Source organism: Chelatococcus sp. CO-6, assembly GCF_001271345.1.
Classification (GTDB): Bacteria; Pseudomonadota; Alphaproteobacteria; order Rhizobiales; family Beijerinckiaceae; genus Chelatococcus_A; species Chelatococcus_A caeni.
This window is the reverse complement of the sequence record NZ_CP012398.1, coordinates 2,937,320-2,957,299: the sequence shown is the minus strand read 5'-3', so window position 1 is coordinate 2,957,299 and position 19,980 is coordinate 2,937,320. Positions and strand designations below refer to the sequence as shown.

General features: G+C 72.0%; 25 protein-coding genes. 1 reads left to right on the top strand and 24 read right to left on the bottom strand.

The window, feature by feature from the left end; genetic code table 11:
• Nucleotide 1 precedes the first annotated feature (1 nt).
• From ccmE to AL346_RS13890, 17 genes are all read right to left on the bottom strand, one after another.
• Nucleotides 2–481: a cytochrome c maturation protein CcmE gene (gene ccmE / locus AL346_RS13970; RefSeq protein WP_026015313.1), complete on the bottom strand. Its 480-nt coding sequence runs from the start codon at nt 479–481 to the stop codon at nt 2–4.
• Nucleotides 478–1,584 carry a c-type cytochrome biogenesis protein CcmI gene (gene ccmI, locus AL346_RS13965; RefSeq protein WP_053193794.1) on the bottom strand — a complete coding sequence of 369 codons (1,107 nt, stop codon included), beginning with the start codon at nt 1,582–1,584 and terminating at the stop codon, nt 478–480. The genes ccmE and ccmI overlap by 4 nt, the downstream gene beginning before the upstream one ends.
• An 87-nt stretch (nt 1,585–1,671) precedes the next feature.
• The gene (locus AL346_RS13960; protein ID WP_019401372.1) at nt 1,672–3,063 is read right to left on the bottom strand and encodes an ATP-binding protein; all 1,392 of its coding nucleotides are present in this window, start codon (nt 3,061–3,063) and stop codon (nt 1,672–1,674) included.
• Nucleotides 3,063–3,728, bottom strand: coding sequence for a response regulator transcription factor (locus AL346_RS13955; protein ID WP_019401373.1), 666 nt, complete (start codon nt 3,726–3,728; stop codon nt 3,063–3,065). The genes AL346_RS13960 and AL346_RS13955 overlap by 1 nt, the downstream gene beginning before the upstream one ends.
• 32 nt (nt 3,729–3,760) lie before the next feature.
• Nucleotides 3,761–4,072, bottom strand: a complete 312-nt coding sequence (locus AL346_RS13950; RefSeq protein WP_019401374.1) for a PepSY domain-containing protein — start codon at nt 4,070–4,072, stop codon at nt 3,761–3,763.
• A gap of 84 nt (nt 4,073–4,156) precedes the next feature.
• Nucleotides 4,157–4,936 carry a glycoside hydrolase family 108 protein gene (locus AL346_RS13945; RefSeq protein WP_019401375.1) on the bottom strand — a complete coding sequence of 260 codons (780 nt, stop codon included), beginning with the start codon at nt 4,934–4,936 and terminating at the stop codon, nt 4,157–4,159.
• Between the two features lie 33 nt (nt 4,937–4,969).
• Nucleotides 4,970–8,899 carry a glycoside hydrolase/phage tail family protein gene (locus tag AL346_RS13940; protein ID WP_053193791.1) on the bottom strand — a complete coding sequence of 1,310 codons (3,930 nt, stop codon included), beginning with the start codon at nt 8,897–8,899 and terminating at the stop codon, nt 4,970–4,972.
• Nucleotides 8,899–9,342, bottom strand: a complete 444-nt coding sequence (locus AL346_RS13935; protein ID WP_019401031.1) for an NlpC/P60 family protein — start codon at nt 9,340–9,342, stop codon at nt 8,899–8,901. Before AL346_RS13935 ends, AL346_RS13940 begins: the two co-directional genes overlap by 1 nt.
• Nucleotides 9,339–10,232, bottom strand: a complete 894-nt coding sequence (locus AL346_RS13930; RefSeq protein ID WP_019401030.1) for a DUF2163 domain-containing protein — start codon at nt 10,230–10,232, stop codon at nt 9,339–9,341. The genes AL346_RS13935 and AL346_RS13930 overlap by 4 nt, the downstream gene beginning before the upstream one ends.
• Nucleotides 10,233–10,254: 22 nt before the next feature.
• Nucleotides 10,255–10,896, bottom strand: coding sequence for a DUF2460 domain-containing protein (locus AL346_RS13925; RefSeq protein ID WP_019401029.1), 642 nt, complete (start codon nt 10,894–10,896; stop codon nt 10,255–10,257).
• Between the two features lie 10 nt (nt 10,897–10,906).
• Nucleotides 10,907–11,479 carry a phage tail tape measure protein gene (locus AL346_RS13920; RefSeq protein ID WP_019401028.1) on the bottom strand — a complete coding sequence of 191 codons (573 nt, stop codon included), beginning with the start codon at nt 11,477–11,479 and terminating at the stop codon, nt 10,907–10,909.
• Nucleotides 11,476–11,724, bottom strand: coding sequence for a rcc01693 family protein (locus tag AL346_RS13915; protein WP_019401027.1), 249 nt, complete (start codon nt 11,722–11,724; stop codon nt 11,476–11,478). The genes AL346_RS13920 and AL346_RS13915 overlap by 4 nt, the downstream gene beginning before the upstream one ends.
• Nucleotides 11,721–12,053 carry a gene transfer agent family protein gene (locus tag AL346_RS13910; RefSeq protein WP_019401026.1) on the bottom strand — a complete coding sequence of 111 codons (333 nt, stop codon included), beginning with the start codon at nt 12,051–12,053 and terminating at the stop codon, nt 11,721–11,723. Before AL346_RS13910 ends, AL346_RS13915 begins: the two co-directional genes overlap by 4 nt.
• Before the next feature lie 7 nt (nt 12,054–12,060).
• Nucleotides 12,061–12,468, bottom strand: a complete 408-nt coding sequence (locus AL346_RS13905; RefSeq protein WP_019401025.1) for a phage major tail protein, TP901-1 family — start codon at nt 12,466–12,468, stop codon at nt 12,061–12,063.
• Between the two features lie 35 nt (nt 12,469–12,503).
• On the bottom strand, nt 12,504–12,920 hold the full coding sequence (locus AL346_RS13900; protein WP_019401024.1) for a DUF3168 domain-containing protein: 417 nt from the start codon (nt 12,918–12,920) through the stop codon (nt 12,504–12,506).
• Nucleotides 12,917–13,252, bottom strand: a complete 336-nt coding sequence (locus AL346_RS13895; RefSeq protein ID WP_053193788.1) for a phage head closure protein — start codon at nt 13,250–13,252, stop codon at nt 12,917–12,919. The genes AL346_RS13900 and AL346_RS13895 overlap by 4 nt, the downstream gene beginning before the upstream one ends.
• 1 nt (nt 13,253) lies before the next feature.
• Nucleotides 13,254–13,808, bottom strand: coding sequence for a hypothetical protein (locus AL346_RS13890; protein ID WP_019400414.1), 555 nt, complete (start codon nt 13,806–13,808; stop codon nt 13,254–13,256).
• A gap of 81 nt (nt 13,809–13,889) precedes the next feature.
• On the opposite strand from AL346_RS13890, the gene AL346_RS13885 reads away from it, so the two are divergent.
• A complete protein-coding gene (locus AL346_RS13885; protein WP_082312518.1) occupies nt 13,890–14,675 on the top strand; it encodes a trypsin-like serine protease in 786 nt (261 codons plus the stop codon).
• Between the two features lie 7 nt (nt 14,676–14,682).
• On the opposite strand, the gene AL346_RS13880 is transcribed toward AL346_RS13885, so the two are convergent.
• From AL346_RS13880 to AL346_RS13850, 7 genes are read right to left on the bottom strand one after another with little or no spacing between them, the layout of a single operon-like run.
• Nucleotides 14,683–15,921: a phage major capsid protein gene (locus AL346_RS13880; RefSeq protein WP_019400416.1), complete on the bottom strand. Its 1,239-nt coding sequence runs from the start codon at nt 15,919–15,921 to the stop codon at nt 14,683–14,685.
• Nucleotides 15,918–16,460, bottom strand: coding sequence for an HK97 family phage prohead protease (locus AL346_RS13875; RefSeq protein WP_019400417.1), 543 nt, complete (start codon nt 16,458–16,460; stop codon nt 15,918–15,920). The genes AL346_RS13880 and AL346_RS13875 overlap by 4 nt, the downstream gene beginning before the upstream one ends.
• 14 nt (nt 16,461–16,474) lie before the next feature.
• The gene (locus AL346_RS13870) at nt 16,475–16,654 is read right to left on the bottom strand and encodes a hypothetical protein (protein WP_019400418.1); all 180 of its coding nucleotides are present in this window, start codon (nt 16,652–16,654) and stop codon (nt 16,475–16,477) included.
• Complete coding sequence (locus AL346_RS13865) at nt 16,651–16,842, bottom strand: hypothetical protein (protein WP_019400419.1); 192 nt, start codon at nt 16,840–16,842, stop codon at nt 16,651–16,653. Before AL346_RS13865 ends, AL346_RS13870 begins: the two co-directional genes overlap by 4 nt.
• An 8-nt stretch (nt 16,843–16,850) precedes the next feature.
• Nucleotides 16,851–18,062 (bottom strand): phage portal protein, encoded by a 1,212-nt coding sequence (locus AL346_RS13860; protein WP_019400420.1) that lies wholly within the window; start codon nt 18,060–18,062, stop codon nt 16,851–16,853.
• 22 nt (nt 18,063–18,084) lie between these two features.
• The gene (locus AL346_RS13855) at nt 18,085–19,407 is read right to left on the bottom strand and encodes a DNA-packaging protein (protein ID WP_053193783.1); all 1,323 of its coding nucleotides are present in this window, start codon (nt 19,405–19,407) and stop codon (nt 18,085–18,087) included.
• Nucleotides 19,325–19,711, bottom strand: a complete 387-nt coding sequence (locus tag AL346_RS13850) for a hypothetical protein (RefSeq protein WP_083861181.1) — start codon at nt 19,709–19,711, stop codon at nt 19,325–19,327. Before AL346_RS13850 ends, AL346_RS13855 begins: the two co-directional genes overlap by 83 nt.
• Between the last annotated feature and the right edge of the window lie 269 nt (nt 19,712–19,980).

Genomic DNA, 19,980 nt, shown 5'->3' with positions numbered 1-19,980 from the left:
CTCACTCACTCGCTGCGGTCGCACCGCCATCTTGCGCATCCGTCTTGCCGCCGTGCTGCCACAGGCCCTGCGCCTTCAGGCTGTCGGCGACCTCGCGCGGCATGTAGTTCTCGTCGTGCTTGGCGAGCACGCTGTCGGCCCGGAACAGGCCCGCGCTCTCGAGCACGCCCTCCGTCACGACGCCCTGCCCCTCGCGGAAGAGATCCGGCAGCAGCCCCGTGTAGCGCACGGTGATGCTGCGGTTCGTGTCGGTGACGGCGAAGGTCACGTTCTGGCCCTCGCCCTTCTCGACCGAGCCCTCGGCGACGAGGCCGCCGAGACGCAGGCGCGTGCCCGGCGTCACCGCCTTGGCCTCGAGATCCGTCGGCGAATAGAAGAACACGATGTTGTCGCGCATGGCGAACAGCACGAGCCCGAGCGCCACCCCAAGCACGGCGAGGGCCGCTGCGATAAGCGTGAGCCGTCGTTGCTTGCGAGTCACTGCGGTGCTCCGGTCGCGTCGGTTTCAAGTGACAGCTGGCGCGCGAGCGCCGCTAACATATCGAGCGAGGCAGGGTCGGCCGCAAGCTGGCTGCGCGCCTTGGCAAGCGCCTCGCGGGCCTTCTCCTCCTCGCCGAGAACGACATAGGAGCGCACGAGCCGCGCCCAGCCGGCGGCGTCCGATCCGTCGGCATCGAGGCGCGCGGCGAGCCCCTCCACCATGCCGCGGATGGCGAGCGCCTGCTCGCCCTGTGGAAGCGACGTGATGGCGCTCGCGCCCTCGCTCATCGACAGGGCCGCGAGCCGCTGCTCGACGGCGCCGCGCCAGGACGCGTCGGCCGGCGCGTCGGCCAGGAGCTTCTGCAACATATCCATGGCCTTGGCGTTGTCGCCGTCCTGGCCCGTGGCGACGGCGAGATAGTATCGTGCCTTGGCATTGGCCGGATCGAGCGCTAGGGCCCGCTCGAAGGCTGCGCGCGCCCGTGCGTCGACGATACCGCCGGCCTCGGCCGTCACGGCCTCGCCGAGATCGGTGAGGCGCGCCGGGCTTTCGCCGAGGATGTCGAGGGCGGACTGATAGGCGCGCGCGGCATCGCCGAAGCGCCCGGCCCGCAGATAGACCGGCGCCAGCACCTCCCAGCCGCGGCCGTCGCCCGGATTCTGCGCGAGATGCGCCTCGATCTTCGCAACCGCCGCACCGACATCGAGCTGGCCGCCGTCCATCCGCGCGGCGCGGGGCGCCTGAGGCAGGTGCGGCGAGCCCATGGCCCCATAGATGGCGAGCGCCAGAAGCGGGATCGTCGACAAGGCGATGGCCGAGGCGGCGCGGCGCCGACGCAGGGCGGGCTCGCCCTCCGGGCCGCTGCGTCCCTCGCCGCGCGCCGCCCGCAGCAGGCGCCGGCCGATCTCGGCGCGCAGCGCCTCGGCTTCACGCTCGGAGACGAGGCCGGCTTCGCGGTCGCGCTCGAGGTCCGCCATCTGCTGGCGGAAGAAGGCGGCATCGCCGGTCTCGGCCGCGACGGCCGTCTCGGCGCGCGACAGGGGCCACAGCACCGCAAGCACGGCCGCGCCGGTCATCAGGGCAAAGATCAGCCAGATCAACATGGGCATTGTTTAGCGCAAGGCCCGGGGCCCGCTCATGTCACGATACGGCGACATAAGGTCACGCGGCTGGCGCGGCATTGATCGGCCTCAAACGCGCGGGAGCCGCAGGCTGGCGCGCAGGCCGCCCTCCGGCGCCACGCCCAGCTCCAGCGCACCGCCGTAGAGCCCCGCCAGCTCGCTGACGATGGCAAGGCCGAGGCCGGACCCCGGCTTGCTCTCGTCGAGCCGGCGGCCGCGCTGCACGGCGGCCTGCCGCTCGGCCTCGCCGAGGCCCGGGCCGTCGTCGTCGACGACGATCAGCATCACCGGCGGCTCGCTGTCCGGTACCGCGCTCGCACCGATCCGGACCCGTCCGGCCGCCCATTTGCAGGCGTTGTCGGCAAGATTGCCGACCATGTCCTCGAGGTCCTGCCGCTCGCCGCGGAAGCGCAGGCCCGGCTCGACGTCGAGCGCGAGAGACAGGCCGCGCCGTTCGTAGATGCGCTCCAATGCCCGCACGAGGCCGGCAACCGCCGGCTCGACTTCCGTCACCGTGCCGAGCGTGCCGGCGAGCGCCGCCGCACGGGCACGCTCGAGGTAGTAATTGACCTGGTCGCGCATCACGAGGGCCTGCTCGCGCACCTTGGCGGCGAGCGCGTCGTCCCGGACGTCGGCCTCGTTGAGGATGACGCTGAGCGGCGTCTTCAGGGCGTGGGCGAGGTTGCCCACCTGGGTGCGCGCCCGCTCCAGGATCTCGCGGTTGCTGTCGATGAGGAGATTGAGCTCCCCCGCAAGCGGCGCGATGTCGTGCGGGAAGGTGCCCGCGATGCGCTCGGCCTCGCCGAGGCGGACGGCGCCGACGGCACGGCGCAGCCGCACGAGCGGGCGCAGGCCGTAGCGCACCTGGAGCAGCGTCGTGAGCCCGAGCACGAGCGCGAGGGTGAGAAAGGTCGCGGCCACGACGAATTCGAAGTTGCGGATATCGGCCTCGATGGCATCGGCCGGCGCCGCCACCGCGACGAGGTAGCGCTCGCCCTCGCCGAGATCGATGACGCGCTCGACCGCCCGCAGCCGGCGTCCGTCCACGCCGTCGTAATAGGCCTCGCGGGCACCGCCCTCGCGCGCAGGGGCCCCGAGTTCGGCGAGCGGCGGCAGCCTGCTGCCGAAAAGGGACTTGGAGGCGCGCATCTCCCCCTTGCCCTCCGGATCGACGCGCGTCACCTGCCAGTACCAGCCGGAGAGCGGCAGGTCGAAGCGCGGCTCGCCGAGCGTGCCGAGCGCCTTGTCGTCGAGCGGCTCGGGTCCGGCGAGGTCGGCGACGATGTCGGTGAGATAGACCTGCAGCCGCTCGTCGAAGGCGCGCTCGCTGGTGCGGCGGTAGACCTGCGACAGCGCCAGGCCGCCGAGGAGCAGGACGAGCACCGTCCACAGCGCACCGAAGATCAGCAGGCGCGCGGCGATGGAGCGGCGTTCGAAGAAGCCTGCCGACACGGGGGCCACTACTCCGCGGGCGGCTCGAGCCGGTAGCCGAGCCCCCGCACCGTCTGGATGACGTCGACGCCGAGCTTGCGCCTGAGGCGGCCGATGAAGACCTCGATCGTGTTGGAATCACGGTCGAAATCCTGGTCGTAGAGATGTTCGACCAGCTCGGTGCGCGAGACGACGCGCCCCGTGTGGTGCATGAGATAGGCGAGAAGGCGATATTCGTGCGAGGTCAGCTTGACGAGTTCGCCGTCGACCGTCACCCGGCTCGCCCGCGTGTCGAGGCACACGGGCCCGCAGACGATCTCGCTCGAGGAATGGCCCGCGGCGCGGCGCAGGAGAGCCCGGACGCGGGCGAGCACCTCCTCCATGTGGAAGGGCTTCGTCACGTAATCGTCGGCGCCGGCATCGAAGCCCTGGACCTTGTCGCTCCAGCGGTCGCGGGCGGTCAGGATCAGAACGGGCATGTCGCGACCGGCCCGCCGCCATTTCGTCAGTACCGACTGGCCGTCGAGCTTCGGCAGGCCCATGTCAAGGATGATGGCGTCATAGGGCTCCGTCTCGCCGAGAAAGAGCCCCTCCTCGCCGTCATAGGCCCGGTCGACCGCATAGCCCGCCTGCACGAGCGCATCGGCGAGCTGCCGGTTGATGTCCCTATCGTCCTCGACAACCAAGAGCCGCACGCGCGCCCTCCCGTCCAAAAGCCCGCCGGCGCTCAGCGCCCTTCGAGAACCCTGCCGCTGCCGCCGTCGACGACGATGCGCATGACGCGGCCGTCGCGGCGCAGAACCGAGATGCGGTAGACATAGCCCCCACCCTGCCGGCAGAGCTCCGCCCGGACCACCTCGCCGCCCGAAGCGGCATCGCGCGCAGCTGACACGGCCTGCTGCGGCGCGACCACGCCTCCCTGGGCCACGGCGGCGCGCGTCTCATCCGGCGAAAGGCACGCCCCCTGGGCCGCCGCTTCGAACGAGGCGAGGCCGGCAAGAAGCGCGATCGCGGCAAAGATGGTCCTAGCTCCCCACATGGCGCCGAAATATGGCGGCCAAGGCCTGAACATTCCCTGAATGCATGGCGGCACGGCCAGCGGACCGGCAGCGCCGCATCCGCCTCATCGCTGCAGGCGATTGGTGGCTATCACGCGGAACACGGTGGACACGACGAAACTGACGCCGGCGACGACCTGAAGAAGCGCGTCGGTCAGCGCACCTGTATCGACGCCATCCGTCCTGACGCCGAAGAGCGACAGAAGGACCGCAGCCATGCCCACGGCATTGGCCCACACCGTACGGCTCGTGAAGATCGACTTCGTGTCGGACATGTTTTTTCCCTTCCCTGCTGAATCACCGGGGGCCATGCCGGATCCGGCGGTCGCGTGTGTCGCAAGCCGCTTCGCCCGCTCCTCGACGCGCTCCACCCGCCGGCGCCAGCCGCGGCCGAAGACGTGGAAACGGCGCAGCCGCTCCAGGAAGCCAAGGCGTGCCGCGCAGTAGCGCTCGATGAGAAGATGCGGCGCCTGCGCCTCGACCGCCGCGAGCGTCACCGGCCCGATGCGACCGTCGACCGTGACGCCCGCCGCCTGCTGGAGCAGGCGGCTGGCGCGGGCGGGGCCCGAGTTGACGGCGGTATCGAAGACGGCGAGATCGACGCCGGCGGGCAGTTCGTCGGCGCGCACGGCGTGCCAGTAGTGCTCGCGGTAGATCACCGCTGCCTCGTGCCGGGTCAGCGCCATCACCTCGGCAATGGCGACATCGCGGCCGCGCGCACGCTTCAGCGTCGCCCGCGTGATGCCGAACTTGGTGGCGCCGCCGGGATCGAGCGGATGGTTGACATAACCGCCCTCGAAGCCGAGGACGGCCTCGAGGGCTTCGTCGAAACTCGCGATGGCCATGGGCGTATCTCGCAAAGAGCGGACCGGGAAAGCTCAGCGCACCTCGATCTCGCCGCGCCGGGCAAAGCCGCGGCCGACGATGGCGCTGAGCTGCGTGACGGCGATGTCGAGGCGGAGCTGGGAGCCGCCGAAATCCTCCAGCTCCTGCTCCGCCGCGTAGAGGACGCGCTGCTCGGCCGCGTGCAGGCGGCGCACGGGCTCGCCATCCCGGAACAGGTCGATCTCGTAGGCCTCGACATCCTCGCCGAGCGGCACCTCGACGAGTTCCCACCCGTCGCCGTTGGTGCGCGTGCGCCGGATGAAGGAGATCTCGATGCCCTCGGCCATGCGCCGCGCCTTCAGATGCACCGGCGCGAAGGGCCGCAGCGCGAGATCGGTCGCCCCCGTGCCGAAGGCGGCATAGGCGGGGTCGCCGTGGTCGAGCGTCGCCGGGCCGGCGCGGAAATAGGCAAAGCGGCCGATGTCATCGAGCCGGCTCGTCAGCGGCACGAGGGCGCGATCGAGGAGCACGACGGTCGCGCCGGCGGGCACGAGCCGTGCGGCCAGGGCATCCGAGCCGGCGAGCCCGCGCAGGAGACGGCCGACGCGGTAGACGTCGGCATCGATGAGCTCGACATCGGCCGCGGCGATGATCTCCCAAGCGCCGTCCGGGCCGCGCACGGCCATGAGGTTCGCACCGGACAGGGCCGCGCCTTCGCCGACGCTGGTGAGGACGCCGCCGCCGAGCCGCATGGTCAGCCGGTTCTGCCGGTCCCAGCGCCAGACCGGCCCCGGCGGCAACGGGTCGAGCGTCTCGCCGATGACGGCGGGAAGATCCGCCGCGGCGAGCGGGGCAAAGCTCGCTCCGTCGTTCGACCGCCAGACGGCCACCTGCCCCGGCCAGGGATCGGCGATCGCGGCGAGATATTGCAGAACCGGCGGGTCCTGCATGGCGGCCGGCAGGTCGAGCACCACCACATGCGGTCGGCCGGGCAGCACCGGCGGCGGTTTTCCCGGCAAGGGCTGGAAAACGGCCGGCAAGGAGAAGACGGAAGGCTCCAGCCTGCGGGCCGCCGCGCGCCGGGCCGTGCCATCGGTGAGCTGGGTGATCTGGTAGCTGCGCGGCGCCGGCGCCGTCGGCAGGGCGACGATATCACCGACTTCGAGGCCGGCGAGCCGCGGCGAGAGCGAGAACTCCGCGCTCTCGCGCCCCACCCACAGGTCCTGCAGCCAGATTTCGGCGAGGCGCCCCGCTTCGCTGGCGCGCGTGACCAGCGCAAGGTCCGCGCTCGCCGCGCGCTCACTTTCCCCCGCGAGCCGCCGGGACCGGGCGGCGGCGCGGCGGAAGTCGCGCTCGCTGTCGCTGTAGCCGATGCGCACCTCGCGCGGCAGCTCCGTCTCCTGCTGGCGGCGCAGGGCGATGAGGGCGCCATTCTCGTCCGGCACGAGATCGTCCTCGCCGAGGGTCGCCGCGACGCGGCGCGCATGCATGGCGAAACGCAGCACTCCGCCGCTCGCCAGCGCATCGAAGCCGAAGGCCTGCGCCAGCGGCTCCAGCACCTGCCGGACCGCCATCGTCCGGTCGACGACATAGCCGTCGACCATGCCGTCGATGTCGAGCCGCTGCGGCAGGTCGACGGAGAAGTCGCGCAAAACGGCAGCGACGAGCCGGTCGAGCGGCACGCTCTCCAGCCGTCCCGTCAGCCAATGGCCGGTCTGCCAGTTGTGCCCGTCGGACCAGACGCCGGTGAGTTCGGGAAAGGCGGGGAAAGGCCGCGCGTCCCAGGCCCAGACGAAGGCATGGCCGGGCGCGACCATGGTGCCGCCATAGACCGGCGAGAGCGGATTGGCCTCTCCCGGCGCGCCATAGACGGCGAGCATCGCCTCGACCCCGCGGACCTGGATGAGGTCGTCGCGCCCGCCCGAGGAGAACGGCGGGCGCCCGCCGTCGATGGACTTCGGATCGGGAAAGACGTTCGGCGCATTGGTGCCCTTGTCGACGGCGGGGACGCCGAGCTCCGTCAGCCAGACGGGCTTGGCGCCCGGCTGCCAGGCGGTGCGGCCGGTCTCGACGCCGTTGACACGCTCGACGTGTTCATTCGCCCACCAGCCGGCCAGATCCTTCCGCCGGAACAGCCACGGCTTGCCGTAGGCGCCGTCCGTGATGGGGCTGCGGCGCTGGGAGATGCGATCCGCCTCGCTCGCGTAATACCAGTCGTAGGCCTCGCCGGCGGTGAGCCGGCCGCGCAGGTAGTCGCGGTCATAGATGGCACGCGCCTCTCCCGCATCGGCATGGTCGGTGCCGTCGCGCCAGTCGCTCAGCGGCGGGTAAAAATCGATGCCCACCGCGTCGATGGCGGGCGAGGCCCAGAGCGGATCGAGCGGGAAGCGCACCTCCCTGCCGTCGTCGCGCACATGGGCGCCGTATTCCGTCCAGTCGGCCGCATAGGTGATGGCGGTGCCCGGGCCGACGACCGCGCGCGCCGCTTCGGCCAATGCGATCAGCGCGGATGTCGCCGGATAGTGGCCCGAGGCGGCGCGCAGCCGCGTCAGGCTCACGAGCTCCGAGCCGATGACGAAGCCGTGGACGCCGCCCGCCGCCACCGCGAGATGGGCATAATGCAGGATCTGCCGGCGCAGGGACCACTGCGGCGGCCCCTGGTAGGAGATGACGTCTCCCGAACGGGTGAAATGCTGCGGCTGGGCATGGCCGAAGAAGGCCTGAACCTGTGCCGCGACGGCGGGGCCGCCGTCCGGCGATCCCGGCCGGCCCGGGGCCGGGTGGCAAGTGAGGCGCCCGCGCCAGGGATAGGCCGGTTGCCCGGCGGCGCCCGTCCAGGGATCGGGCAGGCCGTTGCCGGCCGGCACGTCCATCATGATGAACGGATAGAGCACGACCTCGAGGCCGCGCGCCTTGAGGTGCCGGATGAGCGCGATCACGCTGTCGTCCGACGGCGTGCCGCCATAGGCCGGCCGCCCGTTCACCTGGCTGACGAGGCGCGCCGTCTCGCGCGTGAGGGACGAGACCCGCCACGGGAGCTGGCCGCGCCCGTCCTCGGTCGCCTTGGCCGCCGTCTCGACGCGCGGCGCAATGGTGCAGGAGCCGACGCGCAGGTCGTCGCCGAACCAGCTGACGACGAGCGCGACGCGCTCGAGGTTGGGGCACAGCGCCATCAGCATGTCGAGCGAGGCGACGACATCCACGCTGTTCATCAGCTGGTGGCGGTTCTCCGAGCGCGAGGCGCCGAAGCCGAGCACCTGCGTGACATGGCCGGGCATGTAGCCGAACTCGCTCGCCCCCGGGATGAGGTTGACCGCCCGGATGGCGCTGCCGAGCCCCTCGACCGGCCGCACCACCTCGAAGGAGAATTGCGGAATGCGGTTGCCGTAGGCCGCGAGCGGCAGGTGGTCGAAGACGACATAGGCGAGGCCGCGGTAGGCGGGCGCGTTCGCCGCGCCTTCCTTGGCGATGATGAGCGGATCGGGCGTCTGGCTCTCGCTGCCGCGGTGGACGCGCATGTTGACGCGCGTGAGGTCGATCTCCTTGCCGTCCGCCCAGGCGCGGCGGATGTAGGCGATGGGCCCCTCGCACAGGCCGATGGCGATGTTGGCGTAGTAGCTGTAGGTCGTCTCGATCGTCGTCGTCTTCGGGGGCGAGCCCTTGCCGCCGGACGAAGGGGTGCGCGTCACGGTGGTGACGGCCTCCTCCTTCAGGCGCGTCGCCCAGATGAGCTGCCCGCCGACGCGGGCCCGGCCGTAGACGCGGGGAATGGGCGCGCCTTCCGTCGAGGTGATGCCGTCGACGTCCTGAAGGCGCGGCCCTTCGACGACACGCCGCGTGCCGCCTCCGGTGCGCGAGAGGAGCGCGCCGTCGATGGCGGCCCCGGCGAGGCCGCCGAGCGCCCGTCCGACGATGGCGCCGACGGGCCCGCCGACGAGCCCGCCCAGGGCGGCGCCGGCAACCTGCAGGACGATGGTGGCCATCAGTCTGTCACTCCGGGAAAACGGAAGGCGAAGGCGAGGTGGCGCCGCCACCAGCCGCTCAACGGCACCTCGGCGACGGTGGCGCCGTCATGGGCATGCACCATGCCCGCAGCATCCGTCATGATGGCCGCATGCTTGGCCGGCAGATGCGCGCGCCAGCGGAAGAGGAGGACATCGCCGGCGCCGGCATCCGCGGGGGCGATGCGGATGAAATGGCGCTCGCCAGCCTCCGCCATCATCTCGCGCAGGCCGGCCTCGGCCCAGTCGGGCGCATAGGGCGGCACCGCCTCGGGCTCCCGCCCCACCACCTCGCGCCACACGCCGCGCACGAGGCCGAGGCAATCGCAGCCGATGCCCTTGAGCGATGCCTGGTGGCGGTAGGGCGTGCCGATCCAGCCGCGCGCCGCGGCGACGATGGCGGCCCGGGCGACGCCCCCGCTCATCGAAAGAAGCTCCCGCCGTCATGCCCCTCGCCCTCGCGCGGATAGGTGACGACGAAGTCGTTGCCCGGCATGTGGGGGAAACCCCGGAAGTTGACGGTGTTGGAGAAGCGGTCCCGGCAGGTGGCATGGCGCTTGTCGCAGCCCGCCGTGACAGTGAAGGCGTCGCCCTCGCCGATGGTCGCCGGCGCCGCGTGCCAGAGCGTCAGGAGATGCACCCCTTGGTCACGGCGATGGTGCTTGACCTCCACGGCGGCACCGGCGTTGGCGCCGCCCGTCCAGGTCAGCCGCCCGCCGGTGAACCAGCCGTCGGCATGGTCGCCGAGGTCGCGCGCCTGCACCACGAGGCGCCCGTCCGTCGCCGTTACGGCGCCTTCGGCCCGGAAGGCCGGCAGGGTCAGGTCGACGCCGCAGCGGACATCGCCGAGATCGGCGGCGCAGGCGAGCGAATAGAGCCGCCCCTGGGGCTGATCGAGGCGATGCATGATGCCGCGCAGTTCGGCGAGAAAGGCATGGTCGGTGCGCTTGATCTCGCCGATCGAGGCGACGTCGACGAGGAGGCGCTGCCCCTCCGGATCGGCCCAGTTGACGAGCCAGGTCTCGACGGTGGCGTCGTCATAGAGCCCGCCGACGATATCGGCCTCGGTCAGCGCCACCGCACTCAGCGCGCCGGCAACCTCGCTCGTCGCGACGGCGAAGCCGAGCTCTGCCGAGACCTCGGACGGCTCGAGCCCGCTGCGCGCCGTAAAGGTGACACCGGCGAAGGCGAGATCGCGGTCGTGATCCGTGAAGCCGAAGACGGCCCCGTCGCGGCGCAGCAGCTTCCAGCAATGGCAGAGCGTCGTCGCGCTCGCCGCAAGATGCTCGGCGAACGCGGGATCGATATCGCGCATGGCAATGTCCTTAAAGACGCTATCAGGGGACGATCTCGATCACCGGCAGCTGCGGGATGGCGCCGGCGGAGAAGGCGGCGAAATCCACCTCGAGCCGGTCGGTATCGAAGCGGACCGGAACGTCGAACAGATAGCCGGCCGTCACGGCCGTATCCGGCGCGGGAATGCGCCCCTCGGCGAAGGTGACGAGGCCGGTCACTGCGTTGCAGGTGAAATCGAGGCCGGCCGTCAGTTCCTGTCCGTCGACGGCAATGCGGACGCTGCCGTCGACGGGCTTGGTGATGGGGCGCACATAGGGCGCATGGGCGCCGCCGTATTGCTTGACGAGCTGGAAGCTCGCCCTCTCCCCGTCCCCGGTCCCGATCGCCTGGTCGGTCGGCGCAGGCTCCTGCGACGGCAGGCACGACTTGAAGTCGAGCCGGTCGCGCCAGCGGAAGCCGTAGAGCCGGCCGCGCCGCTCCTCGAAGAAGGCCACGGCCGCCGCCAAGGCGTCGAGCGTCTTGATGCCGTAGCCGGCCTCGTAGCGCCGGCGCGCGTGGTGCCAGCGCGCATTGCGGCTCTCGCGCCCGGAACCGAGGAGGACGATGTCGGTGCGCCGCTCCGGGCCGCCGCTGCTCGCGAGCGAGATGTCGACGGGGAACCTGACTTCGTGGAACGAGCTCATCGCCTCTCCCTCACAGCGCACGCTGGCCGCGCGCGACGGCACGGGCGAGCGCCGCGGACACCTGCGCTTCCGAGCGCCGGAAGCTCTCGGCATCGTTGGTGCTGATGTTGACGGTGACCTGCGCCACGGGTCCGCCCTGCGAACCGGCGGCGCGCACGCCGAGCCGGCCGTCCGGTCCGCGCGCCAGCGGCATGATCGCCTCGGCGCCGCGCTCGCCCATGAGGCCGAGCCCGCCGGCGAGCGGGAAATAGGTCGGTGCGGCGACGACGCCGCCCTGGGCGAAGGGCTGCACGAGACCGCGCGAGATCACGCCGCCCTTGGCAAAGGGCAAGGCGCTCGACAGGCCCGAGAACAGGGATTCGAGGCCGCTGCCCAGCGCGCTTTCCAGCGGTTTCGTGGCGGCTTTGAGGGCAATGTCGATGAGGCGCTGGCCGATGCTGCGCAGCACGTCCTCGAAGCGCCGGCCCTCGACGACGCTCGACGAGAAGGCCTTGACGAGCGCCGCGCCGAAGCTCGTCGCCAGCCGGTTGGCCTCGCGCAATTCGTCGAGGTCGACGCGCAGGTCCTGCGGATCACTCGTCATGGCGTTATGGCTCCCGTTGAGGCGGCCGTGTCGGGAAAGGCGCGCATCAGCGCGGCGAGATCCCGACGCGCCGGTGTGGCGCTGCGGCCGAGGCCGAGGGCACGCGCCGTCGCCGCGATCTCGCGTGGCGTCAGGCGCCAGAAGGCGTCCGGACCGAGCCGCAGAGCGCCGAAGCCGAAGGCCTGCACCTCGTCCCACGGAAAGGGCGAGGCGGCCGTGGCTTCAGGGCGCCCTGCGGCGGTCAAGGGTTTGGCGGCGAGGCCTCCCCGGGGCCGAAGGTGACGGCGAGCAGCCGGGCGATGATGGCAGCGAGGTTCTCGAGCCCCTGCCCGATCGGCAGAGCCGCGACCTCCCGGTCGCTCATCGCCCGGCCACCGCCGCGGATGGCGGCGCTGATGAGGCGGATCATGTCGCCGGCCGACAGGCGCCCGCGCGCGAAGCGCTCGCCGAGCCCGGCGAGATCCTCGACCCCGAAGGCGTCCTCCAGCTCGGCCAGCGCCCCGAGCGTCAGGCACAGCACGAAGGTCTCACCGCCGATCTCGGCCGTGATTTCGCCGCGTCTCAGATTGGCCATGGCCGCCTCACAGGGTTGAGAAGGCGAGCGCGCCGGCGGATTCGAGCGCGAGCTCGAAGGTGACCTCGCCGGCGTGGTCGCCGCGGTATTCGAGCGCGGTGACCTGGAAAGGCCCCTCGATCGTGCCGAAATCCGGCACCACGACCTGCCAGGGGCGGATGTCGTCGTCGAAGAACAGCTCGCGGACATAGGCGTCGGACACCTCGTCCTTGAAGATGCCGGAGCCGCTGATGCCGGCCCGGCGCACGCCGGCGCCGGCGAGCAATTCGCGCCAGCGGCCGGCCGATTCCGCATGCGTGACGTCAACCGTCTCGGCGTTGAAGGCGATCTGCCGGGCCCTGAGGCCCGCGACCGTGACGAAAGTGCCGCCGATGTCGAGCTTCAGCAGCAGGTCCTTGCCTTTCTGGGCACCCATGTCGTGTCGTCTCCGATTGGTCGATGGCACCGGCGTCACGGCGCCGGCAGGCGCTCCGTCACCGCCCTGAGGCGCAGCGTCACGCGCGAGCGGTCGGCGCGCTCGTCGCGGCGCGCCTCGGTCTCGACGGTGCGCAGGTTCACGAGCCGGTGGCCGTCGAGCGGCAGCGACGCTTCGCTGAGCAGCGCGTCGATGCGCCCGGCGCTTTCGAGGGCGCTGCGGGCGCCGCCGGCACGAGCCCAGACGGTGAGCGTGATGTCGTGCTCCTCGCCTCGATCGGTGCCGGTCGACCAGTCGCGCGCCTTCCACGGGCCGATGACGCAGTAGAGGCCGTCGAGCCCCCGCGGCGTCTCGTCGAAGATGCGCGCTCCGCCGAGGCGGGCGACGAGGTCGGCGTCGCCAGTGAGGCGCGAGACGATCGTCTCGCGCAGCGCGATGTGGGACGGCTTCACGGCGTCACCTCCTGCAGCGTGCATACGAGCCGGCGCCGGTGTCCGTCGGGGTCGACGGCCGACAGCACGGCGAAGGACCGCCCGCCGATGGCGAAACGGCAGGTGCCGTCGACATCGTCGCGCCAGCGCATCTCGGCCCGGAAGCGGGCAGCGAGATCGCGCCGGTCGGCGTGCTCTCGCTCATCACTGCCCGCCGTCACGCCGTCGAGCGAGCACCACAGATGACCGGCCGGCTCGAAGGCGCGAACGACGCCGCCGGTGCCGTCCGGCGTCTCGTGCGGCCGCAGCAGCGCCGCACGGTGGCGCAGGCGGCCGAGGGGAAGGTCGGCCATGTCACAGCCTCATCCGGCGCCAGGGGGCGAGAAGGGCGACGACATCCGGCGGCAAGGGCGGCTTGCCCGCCATCGGCGCATCGCCCCGGTTCTCGAACCAGTGCGCGGTCAGCAGGCGCACGGCCTGGCGCAGCGGCCCGGGCACGTCGTCGGCGCCGCCGTAGCCGAGCCGCACATCGACCTCGAAGGCGGCGGGCGAAGCTGCGAGCCGACCGAAAAGAAGGGCGTCGCGCTCGACGGTGGCGGCAGGCGCAACGATGCCGTCCGGCAAGGCGAGCGGGGCACCGATCGCGTCGCGACCGTGCACGGCCAGCACGGCATCGACCGGGGCCATCGGCAGGCGCAGCACGCCGGTCCCGGGCCAGGCACCGAGCACGAAGCGCCAGGTCTGGGAGACGAGCGCGAGCCCGCTCACGGCCTCGACCGTCAGCCGCGCCGAGGTGACGAGCGCCGCGAGAAGCCCGTCCTCAGCCGTGTCGTCGAGGCGCAGGAAGGCCTTTGCCTCGTCGAGCGGCACCGGCTCCTCGGCCGGCGGCTCCAGCAGAATGGGTGTCATGAAAGCCTCGAAACTGTGCGCACCCCCTTGCGCCGGCCGGAGCCGCCGCTAAGGCTGGCGCAGCCAACGAAAGGACTGCTCGTGAAACGGCTCCTGCCCCACGCCGCCCGGCGGCTCGCCTGGATGACCTGCGTGTTCGCCGGCCTTCTGGCCTCCGCACGGATGCCGGCCGAAGCCGTCATCGGCGGGCGGGAGGATGCGGGGCCACTCGCTGAGGCGAGCGTCATGGTGCTGAACGCGCGCGGCGGCGTGTGCAGCGGCATCGTGCTCGCGCCCGATGCGGTGCTGACCGCGGCCCATTGCGTGACGGGGGCGGACGCCTATCGCGTGCACTTCCGCGACGGGGCCGGCGAGCCGGTGCTGATTGTGCCGCGGGAGGTCATCATCCACCCGCGCTACGACCGTGACGCCATCAAGGCCCGGCGGCAATCGGTCGATCTCGCCCTCGTGCGCCTGCCGGAGCCGCTGCCGCCCACGTTCGCGGCGGCGACCCTGTCGCGCGCGGCGGCGCCACGCGAGGGCGCCCCGATGACGCTCGGCGGCTGGGGCGTCGCCGCCGAGGGCGACCACCGCAGCACCGGCACCTTCCGCGCGCTCGATATGTCCGTCGTCGAGCCCTACGGGCCGGGACGGATCCTCGTCTGGCTCGCCAACGGGCCGAAGCGCCGCGGCGGTGCCTGCGACGGCGATTCCGGCGGTCCCATCGCCGATGCCGCCGGCCTCGTCGTCGCCGTGACGGGCTTTGCCCGCGGCGAGGGCCGCGACCGTTGCGGGCTGATGACGCAGGGCACGCTGGTCGCGCCCGAGCGCGCCTTCATCGACGGCACGCTCAGGCGCTGGGGACGCGAGGCCAACTGGGCCGAGTGACGCCCGCCTACGCGGAGAAGGTCAGCAGCTTGATGGCGTCGAAATCCTGCACGCCGCCGCCGACGCGCTTCGTCGTGTAGAAGAGCACGTAAGGCTTGGCGGAATAGGGATCGCGCAGTACGCGCACGCCGGCACGGTCGACGACGAGGTAGCCGCGCCGGAAGTCGCCGAAGGCGACCGCCGCGGCATCGGCCGCGATGTCCGGCATGTCCTCGGCCTCGACGACGGGGAAGGACATGAGCGACGCCTGCTGGCCTGCACCGGCCGGCGGCTGCCAGAGATACCGGCCCTCCTCGTCCTTCATCTTGCGGATGACGCTCTGCGTCTTGCGGTTGAGCACGAAGGAGGCGTTCTGGCGGTAGCCCGCCTTGAGCGCGTGGACGAGGTCGATGAGCACGTCGGCCGGAGCCTCCTCCCAAAAGGCGCCGGCAACCCCGGTCGCGATGGTGCCGATATGGCCCCAGCTCCAGCTCTGGTTGGCGACGCGGTCGTAGGCGAGGAAGCCCTTGGGCTTGTTGATGCCGTCGCCGTTGACGAAGGCCGCTCCCTCCTGCTCGGCGAAGGCCGTCTCCACCTCCTCGGCGAGCCAGGCGTCGATGTCGACCACCGCATCGTCGAGCAGCGTCTGCGTCGCGGCCGGCATGGCGTAGAGCTCCATGGCCGGGAAGGACTGCTCGGCGAGCGTCGGGCCGTTCGTCTGCGGCCGGGGCGCCTCTTCGCCCACCCAGCCGGTGGCCGGCCCCGCCGTGGCAACGGCGCGCTTGTAGGTGCCGGTCGAGATCACGCGCACCGAGGCGATGGCGCGGATGGGGGAGACGGCGGCGAGGCGGCGCAGCACCTCGCTTTCCACCTGCGCCGGCACCAGGTAGCCGCCGTCGGGGCCCGACCCGGCGCTGAGCGCCTTTTCCTCCAGTGCCTTGAGGCCGCCGGCCTCGCCGGTGCGGACATAGGCGTCGAAGGCGCTCTTGTGCTCGCCGACCAGCGGCGCCGCCGGCTCGCTCGCGCCGCCGAGCGGCGGCCGGCGCGCATCGAGGGCCAGCCGGTCGAGCCGGCTCCTGGCCTCGTCGAGCGCCGCATCGATACGGGCGAGCTTCTCCTCGACGAGGACGTCGACCGGGCGCCGGGTTTCCAGCGCGCCGAGGCGCTGATCGTTGGTCTCCTTGAAAGCCTCGAAGGCACGCGAGAAATCCTCGAAGGCCGCGCCGACATCGGTGCCGAGCGCCTTCGTCTCCGGAGCGTCGTTCATGCAAGGGTCCTTTCGCTTGGATTGATGCGGCGCGCAGCGTCCCGGATGAGGCGCGCGAGGCCGCCGGCATCGGCGCCCTGCGCCGCGGCCTTGTGGTGGGCGGGACGCGCGATGACCCGCGCCCCCGGCTGCATGGGGAAGGTGACGAGCGAGATCTCCCACAGGTCGAGCTCGAGGATGCGGCGCACCCGGCCTGCCGCATCGTTGACGGCCCGCCGTGTGCGGAAGCCGATGGAGAGGCCGTCGAGGCCGCCCTCGGCGATCAGGCTCGCGATCTCGCGGGCGCGGGCGACACCGGCATTGAGCCGTCCGCGCACGAACAGGCCGTGCGCGTCCTCGCGCAGGGACAGCCAGGTGCCGACGGGCTGGGCGGCATCGTGCTGGAAGAGCATGCGGATGCCGCCGGCACCACGGCGGGCGAGGCTCGCCGCGAAGGCGCCGCGCTCGACGACGTCCCGGCCGAGATCCGGCACGCCGAAGCGGCTCGCATAGCCCTCGAAGACCAGAGGATCGTCATCCGCCCGGGAGGGGCCCGGCATGACCGCGCGGGCGCTCACGCGACCGGCCCCGGTCGAGCGGGAGGCGCCGCGCCGCGGCGCCGCTCGCCGTCGAGCCGCTCCAGCGTGCGGACGAAGCCGGCGACCGTTTCCTTGAAGCGCACCTCCCCGGCGCGGGCCGTCACCCGCGGCTCGGCGCGCGGGCGCGCCGGGCCGTTCGATCGCTTGCGGCTCATGGATCGTCTCCCGAATAGCGTCTGTTGAAGCGCGCGAGCTCGCGCACGAAATGGTCGAAGCGCCGGTTCGCCGCCGCGAGCTCGCGCAGCGCGATGGCGAGCATGGCGGAGGCGCCGCTCGCCCACAGGAACAGCGCCAGGTGGGCGAGGTCGCCGCGCGCGATGATGCTGTCCGTCACGGCGTCCATCGCAGGCCTCATTCGTTCTGGGGAAGGCGCTCGCGCCGCCCGTAGCCGACGGCCTCGCGCTTCTCGTCCTCGCTCAGGAAATCGGCGGAGGAGATGCGCCGCCACAGGGCCTCGCGCTCGCCCGCCAGGGCGTCGATGCGGTCGAGGTCGATCTCGAAGCGCAGTTCGCCGCCGAAGGCGGGGGCGAGCCAGTGCGCGACGCTCGCCGCCGCGCGCTGGGCGAGCGGGATGACCGTCTGGCGCCAGAAGGAGCGGTTGGCCTCGGCGAAATTCGCGTAGGTGTTGTCGCCGGGCAGGCCGAGCAGCATCGGCGGCACACCGAAGGCGAGCGCGATCTCCCGTGCTGCCGCCGCCTTGGCCTCCACGAAATCCATGTCCTTGGGCGACAGCGACAGCGGCCGCCAGTCGAGCCCGCCGTCGAGCAGCAATGGCCGGCCGGCATTGTCGCGCCCCTGGAACTGCTGCTCGAGCTCGCCCTTCAGGCGCTCGAACTGCGCGTCGGTGAGGCCGACACCGTCCGGCCCCTTGTAGACGAGGGCACCGGAGGGGCGGGCGGCATTGTCGAGCAGCGCCTTGTTCCAGGCGCTTGCGGCATTGTGGATGTCGACGGCCCCGGCCGCCGCCTCCATCGGCGAAAGGCCGTAGTGGTCGTCGACGGGATTGAACAGGCGCAGGTGCAGCACGGGTTCGACGAGGCTGCCCTCGCGGCGCGCCAGGCGCACCGTGCGTCCGCCCACCGTATAGTCATAGGCCGCGGGCCAGCCGTCGCCGCCGGGCACGACGCGCATGCGGTCGGGCCGCAGCACGTAGAGCTCCCGCGGCGCCTCACCGATGCACACCGCCTCCGCATAGGCATTGCCGGCGACGAGCAGGTGGCTGAACAGGCTTTCCAGGAACGAGCCGCCGTCCTCGCGCGGGTTCGGCCGCCGGACGAGATCGAGCAGCGGGTGCCGCTCGGGCTCCGTGGCGCCGTCGTGCAGGACCCACGGCACCGAGGCGGCGGCCTCCGCCACCAGCTTCACGCAGCGGTGCACGACGGGATTGCGCGAAAAGCCCTCGCGGGCGAGCGCCTCGAACTCGCGCGACGTCCAGACCGGCCGGCCGACGCCGTAGATCGCGAGAAGGGGCGCAACGCGCGAGGCTTTCGTTTCCGGGACGGTGTCGGCAAGGCGCGCGGGGGCGCGCCGCCGCGTCCAGCGGTCGATCCAGGCTGCCATCATGTCGTCTCTCGTCGGGTAGCAGTCAGATGCGGCGCACGCGCGGCCCCGAGCCGCTGGCGCCGATGAGGGCGGTCGCCGCCCAGACCATCGCGTCGAGCCGGTCGGGCGAGCGCCCGCTCGTCAGGCCGCCCGGGCCGAAATCGGTCATCTCGTCCTCGAGCGCCGGAAAGGCGCCACGGAATTTCAGCCGCCCCTGCGCCGACAAGGCGGCGATGGGCTCGGCCCGCAGGTACTTGCCGCGCGTTGCCCTGACGCTGGTGACCGGAACGGTGGGATCGACGTCGCGCAGCACGGCGGCGGCCATCTCGCCGCCCTGGTTGACCTCGACGACGAGGGCGTCGGCCTCGTGCCGGTGATAGGCCGCGATGGCGGCTTCGGCCCAGGCGAGCGGCCTGGCGCGCGGCAGCGTCGCATCCTCCAGCACGTAGATCGTCCGCGCGCCATCGCAGCCGGCGGCAACGATGCCGCAGGCGTCGGCCCGCCGGCCGGAGGAGGCCGGCGGATCGACGGCGACGACGACCCGCTCCAGAGGCGGCGTCTCGTCGATGCGCGCGGCCTCGATCATGGCCCGCGACCAGAGGGCGTCGGCCCTCTCCTCGATGAGCTCACCGTCGAGCTCCTGCCGTCCGAGGCGGGTGCCGGCGTAGCGGCCGACCACCGCCTCGAGGAAGGCAGGCGCAAGGTTCAGTGCGTTTTCGTGCGTCGCCGCGCGGGAGAGCGCCGTTCGCGCATCGCCCATCAGCCGCTTCAGGAGCGGCATGGCGCGGGGCGTCGTGGTGACGACCTCGCGCGGGCGTGTCCCGAGGCGCAGGCCGAACTGCAGCATGTCCCACGTCTCCTCGGCATGGCGCCATTTGCACAATTCGTCTGCCCAGGCCGCGGCGAACTGCGGTCCGCGCAGCGCGTCCGGATCCTCCGCCGAGAAGACCATGGCCACCGCTCCGTTCGGCCATTCGAGCCGGCGGCGGGTGGGGATCCATTGCGGCCGCTCGTCGCGCGGATGCACCGCGAGCAGGCCGGAGACGCCCTCGACCATGACGTCACGGACGTCTGCCATCGTCTCGCCGACGAGGGCGATCGGCGAGACGGGAGCCCCGTCGCAGCCGAGGGCCTGCGCCCTCACCCATTCGGCGCCCGTGCGCGTCTTGCCCGCGCCGCGCCCGCCGAGCACCAGCCAGACCGTCCATTCGCCGGGCGGCGGCATCTGGTCCGGCCGGGCGAAGAAGGGCCAGTGATGCGCGATCCAGCGCAGCAGCGGCTCGTCACAACGGCTGAGCAGGGTCGGCAGCGCCCCGCTCCTCGCGCAGTCGATCAAGCTTGCGCGCAAGCTCGCGTCGGAAATCATCGAGCTCGCGGAATGCGCCGCCATCCTCGTCTCCCTCCCGCCCGGCCGCCTTGCCGCCGGCCTCGGCGGAGAATTCCGTCAGTTCGCGCAGGGTGCGGGCCAGCGTCGCCAGCGCCCGGGCATCGCGCTCGGCCCCGGCGGCATCGCCGCGCACCGTCTTCGCCCGCGCCTCGATCTCGCGCACCTGCCGCTCGGCAGCGCGCCACAGGCGTGCCACGAGCGTCGAGCGCCGCTTCGCCTCGCCGGCGCAGCGGCTTCTGCCGGCGCTCATCCGGCCGGCGGCGTCACCATCATCTGTCGTCATGCGGGTTCTGCCTCGTTCGCAACGATGCTCCGACTGACCCCGGAGGGCAGCGAAGCGGCATCGGCGATGGGAAAGGAATGAACCGACCGGAGGGGCCCATCGGGCGCAGATCCGGAGCATGCATGAACACTATCCTATGACCGCCCGCACGTCAATGATTAAATTCCTAACAAGCGATCGCGCATTCACGTTCGGGTGAATCCAGCACGGTTCGGGCTTGCGCGACCGGCGCCTCGCAAGGTTCGGTCAATGCACGGCGTTCAAATGTC

Excerpts from the sequence above, each read along its gene's own strand:
- ccmI (WP_053193794.1), bottom strand. The coding sequence starts at position 1,584 with ATGTTGATCTGGCTGATCTTTGCCCTGATGACCGGCGCGGCCGTGCTT.
- AL346_RS13950 (WP_019401374.1), bottom strand. The coding sequence starts at position 4,072 with ATGTGGGGAGCTAGGACCATCTTTGCCGCGATCGCGCTTCTTGCCGGC.
- AL346_RS13945 (WP_019401375.1), bottom strand. The coding sequence starts at position 4,936 with ATGGCCATCGCGAGTTTCGACGAAGCCCTCGAGGCCGTCCTCGGCTTC.
- AL346_RS13940 (WP_053193791.1), bottom strand. The coding sequence starts at position 8,899 with ATGGCCACCATCGTCCTGCAGGTTGCCGGCGCCGCCCTGGGCGGGCTC.
- AL346_RS13935 (WP_019401031.1), bottom strand. The coding sequence starts at position 9,342 with ATGAGCGGGGGCGTCGCCCGGGCCGCCATCGTCGCCGCGGCGCGCGGC.
- AL346_RS13930 (WP_019401030.1), bottom strand. The coding sequence starts at position 10,232 with ATGCGCGATATCGATCCCGCGTTCGCCGAGCATCTTGCGGCGAGCGCG.
- AL346_RS13925 (WP_019401029.1), bottom strand. The coding sequence starts at position 10,896 with ATGAGCTCGTTCCACGAAGTCAGGTTCCCCGTCGACATCTCGCTCGCG.
- AL346_RS13920 (WP_019401028.1), bottom strand. The coding sequence starts at position 11,479 with ATGACGAGTGATCCGCAGGACCTGCGCGTCGACCTCGACGAATTGCGC.
- AL346_RS13910 (WP_019401026.1), bottom strand. The coding sequence starts at position 12,053 with ATGGCCAATCTGAGACGCGGCGAAATCACGGCCGAGATCGGCGGTGAG.
- AL346_RS13905 (WP_019401025.1), bottom strand. The coding sequence starts at position 12,468 with ATGGGTGCCCAGAAAGGCAAGGACCTGCTGCTGAAGCTCGACATCGGC.
- AL346_RS13895 (WP_053193788.1), bottom strand. The coding sequence starts at position 13,252 with ATGGCCGACCTTCCCCTCGGCCGCCTGCGCCACCGTGCGGCGCTGCTG.
- AL346_RS13890 (WP_019400414.1), bottom strand. The coding sequence starts at position 13,808 with ATGACACCCATTCTGCTGGAGCCGCCGGCCGAGGAGCCGGTGCCGCTC.
- AL346_RS13880 (WP_019400416.1), bottom strand. The coding sequence starts at position 15,921 with ATGAACGACGCTCCGGAGACGAAGGCGCTCGGCACCGATGTCGGCGCG.
- AL346_RS13875 (WP_019400417.1), bottom strand. The coding sequence starts at position 16,460 with ATGCCGGGCCCCTCCCGGGCGGATGACGATCCTCTGGTCTTCGAGGGC.
- AL346_RS13870 (WP_019400418.1), bottom strand. The coding sequence starts at position 16,654 with ATGAGCCGCAAGCGATCGAACGGCCCGGCGCGCCCGCGCGCCGAGCCG.
- AL346_RS13865 (WP_019400419.1), bottom strand. The coding sequence starts at position 16,842 with ATGGACGCCGTGACGGACAGCATCATCGCGCGCGGCGACCTCGCCCAC.
- AL346_RS13860 (WP_019400420.1), bottom strand. The coding sequence starts at position 18,062 with ATGATGGCAGCCTGGATCGACCGCTGGACGCGGCGGCGCGCCCCCGCG.
- AL346_RS13855 (WP_053193783.1), bottom strand. The coding sequence starts at position 19,407 with ATGATTTCCGACGCGAGCTTGCGCGCAAGCTTGATCGACTGCGCGAGG.
- AL346_RS13850 (WP_083861181.1), bottom strand. The coding sequence starts at position 19,711 with ATGACGACAGATGATGGTGACGCCGCCGGCCGGATGAGCGCCGGCAGA.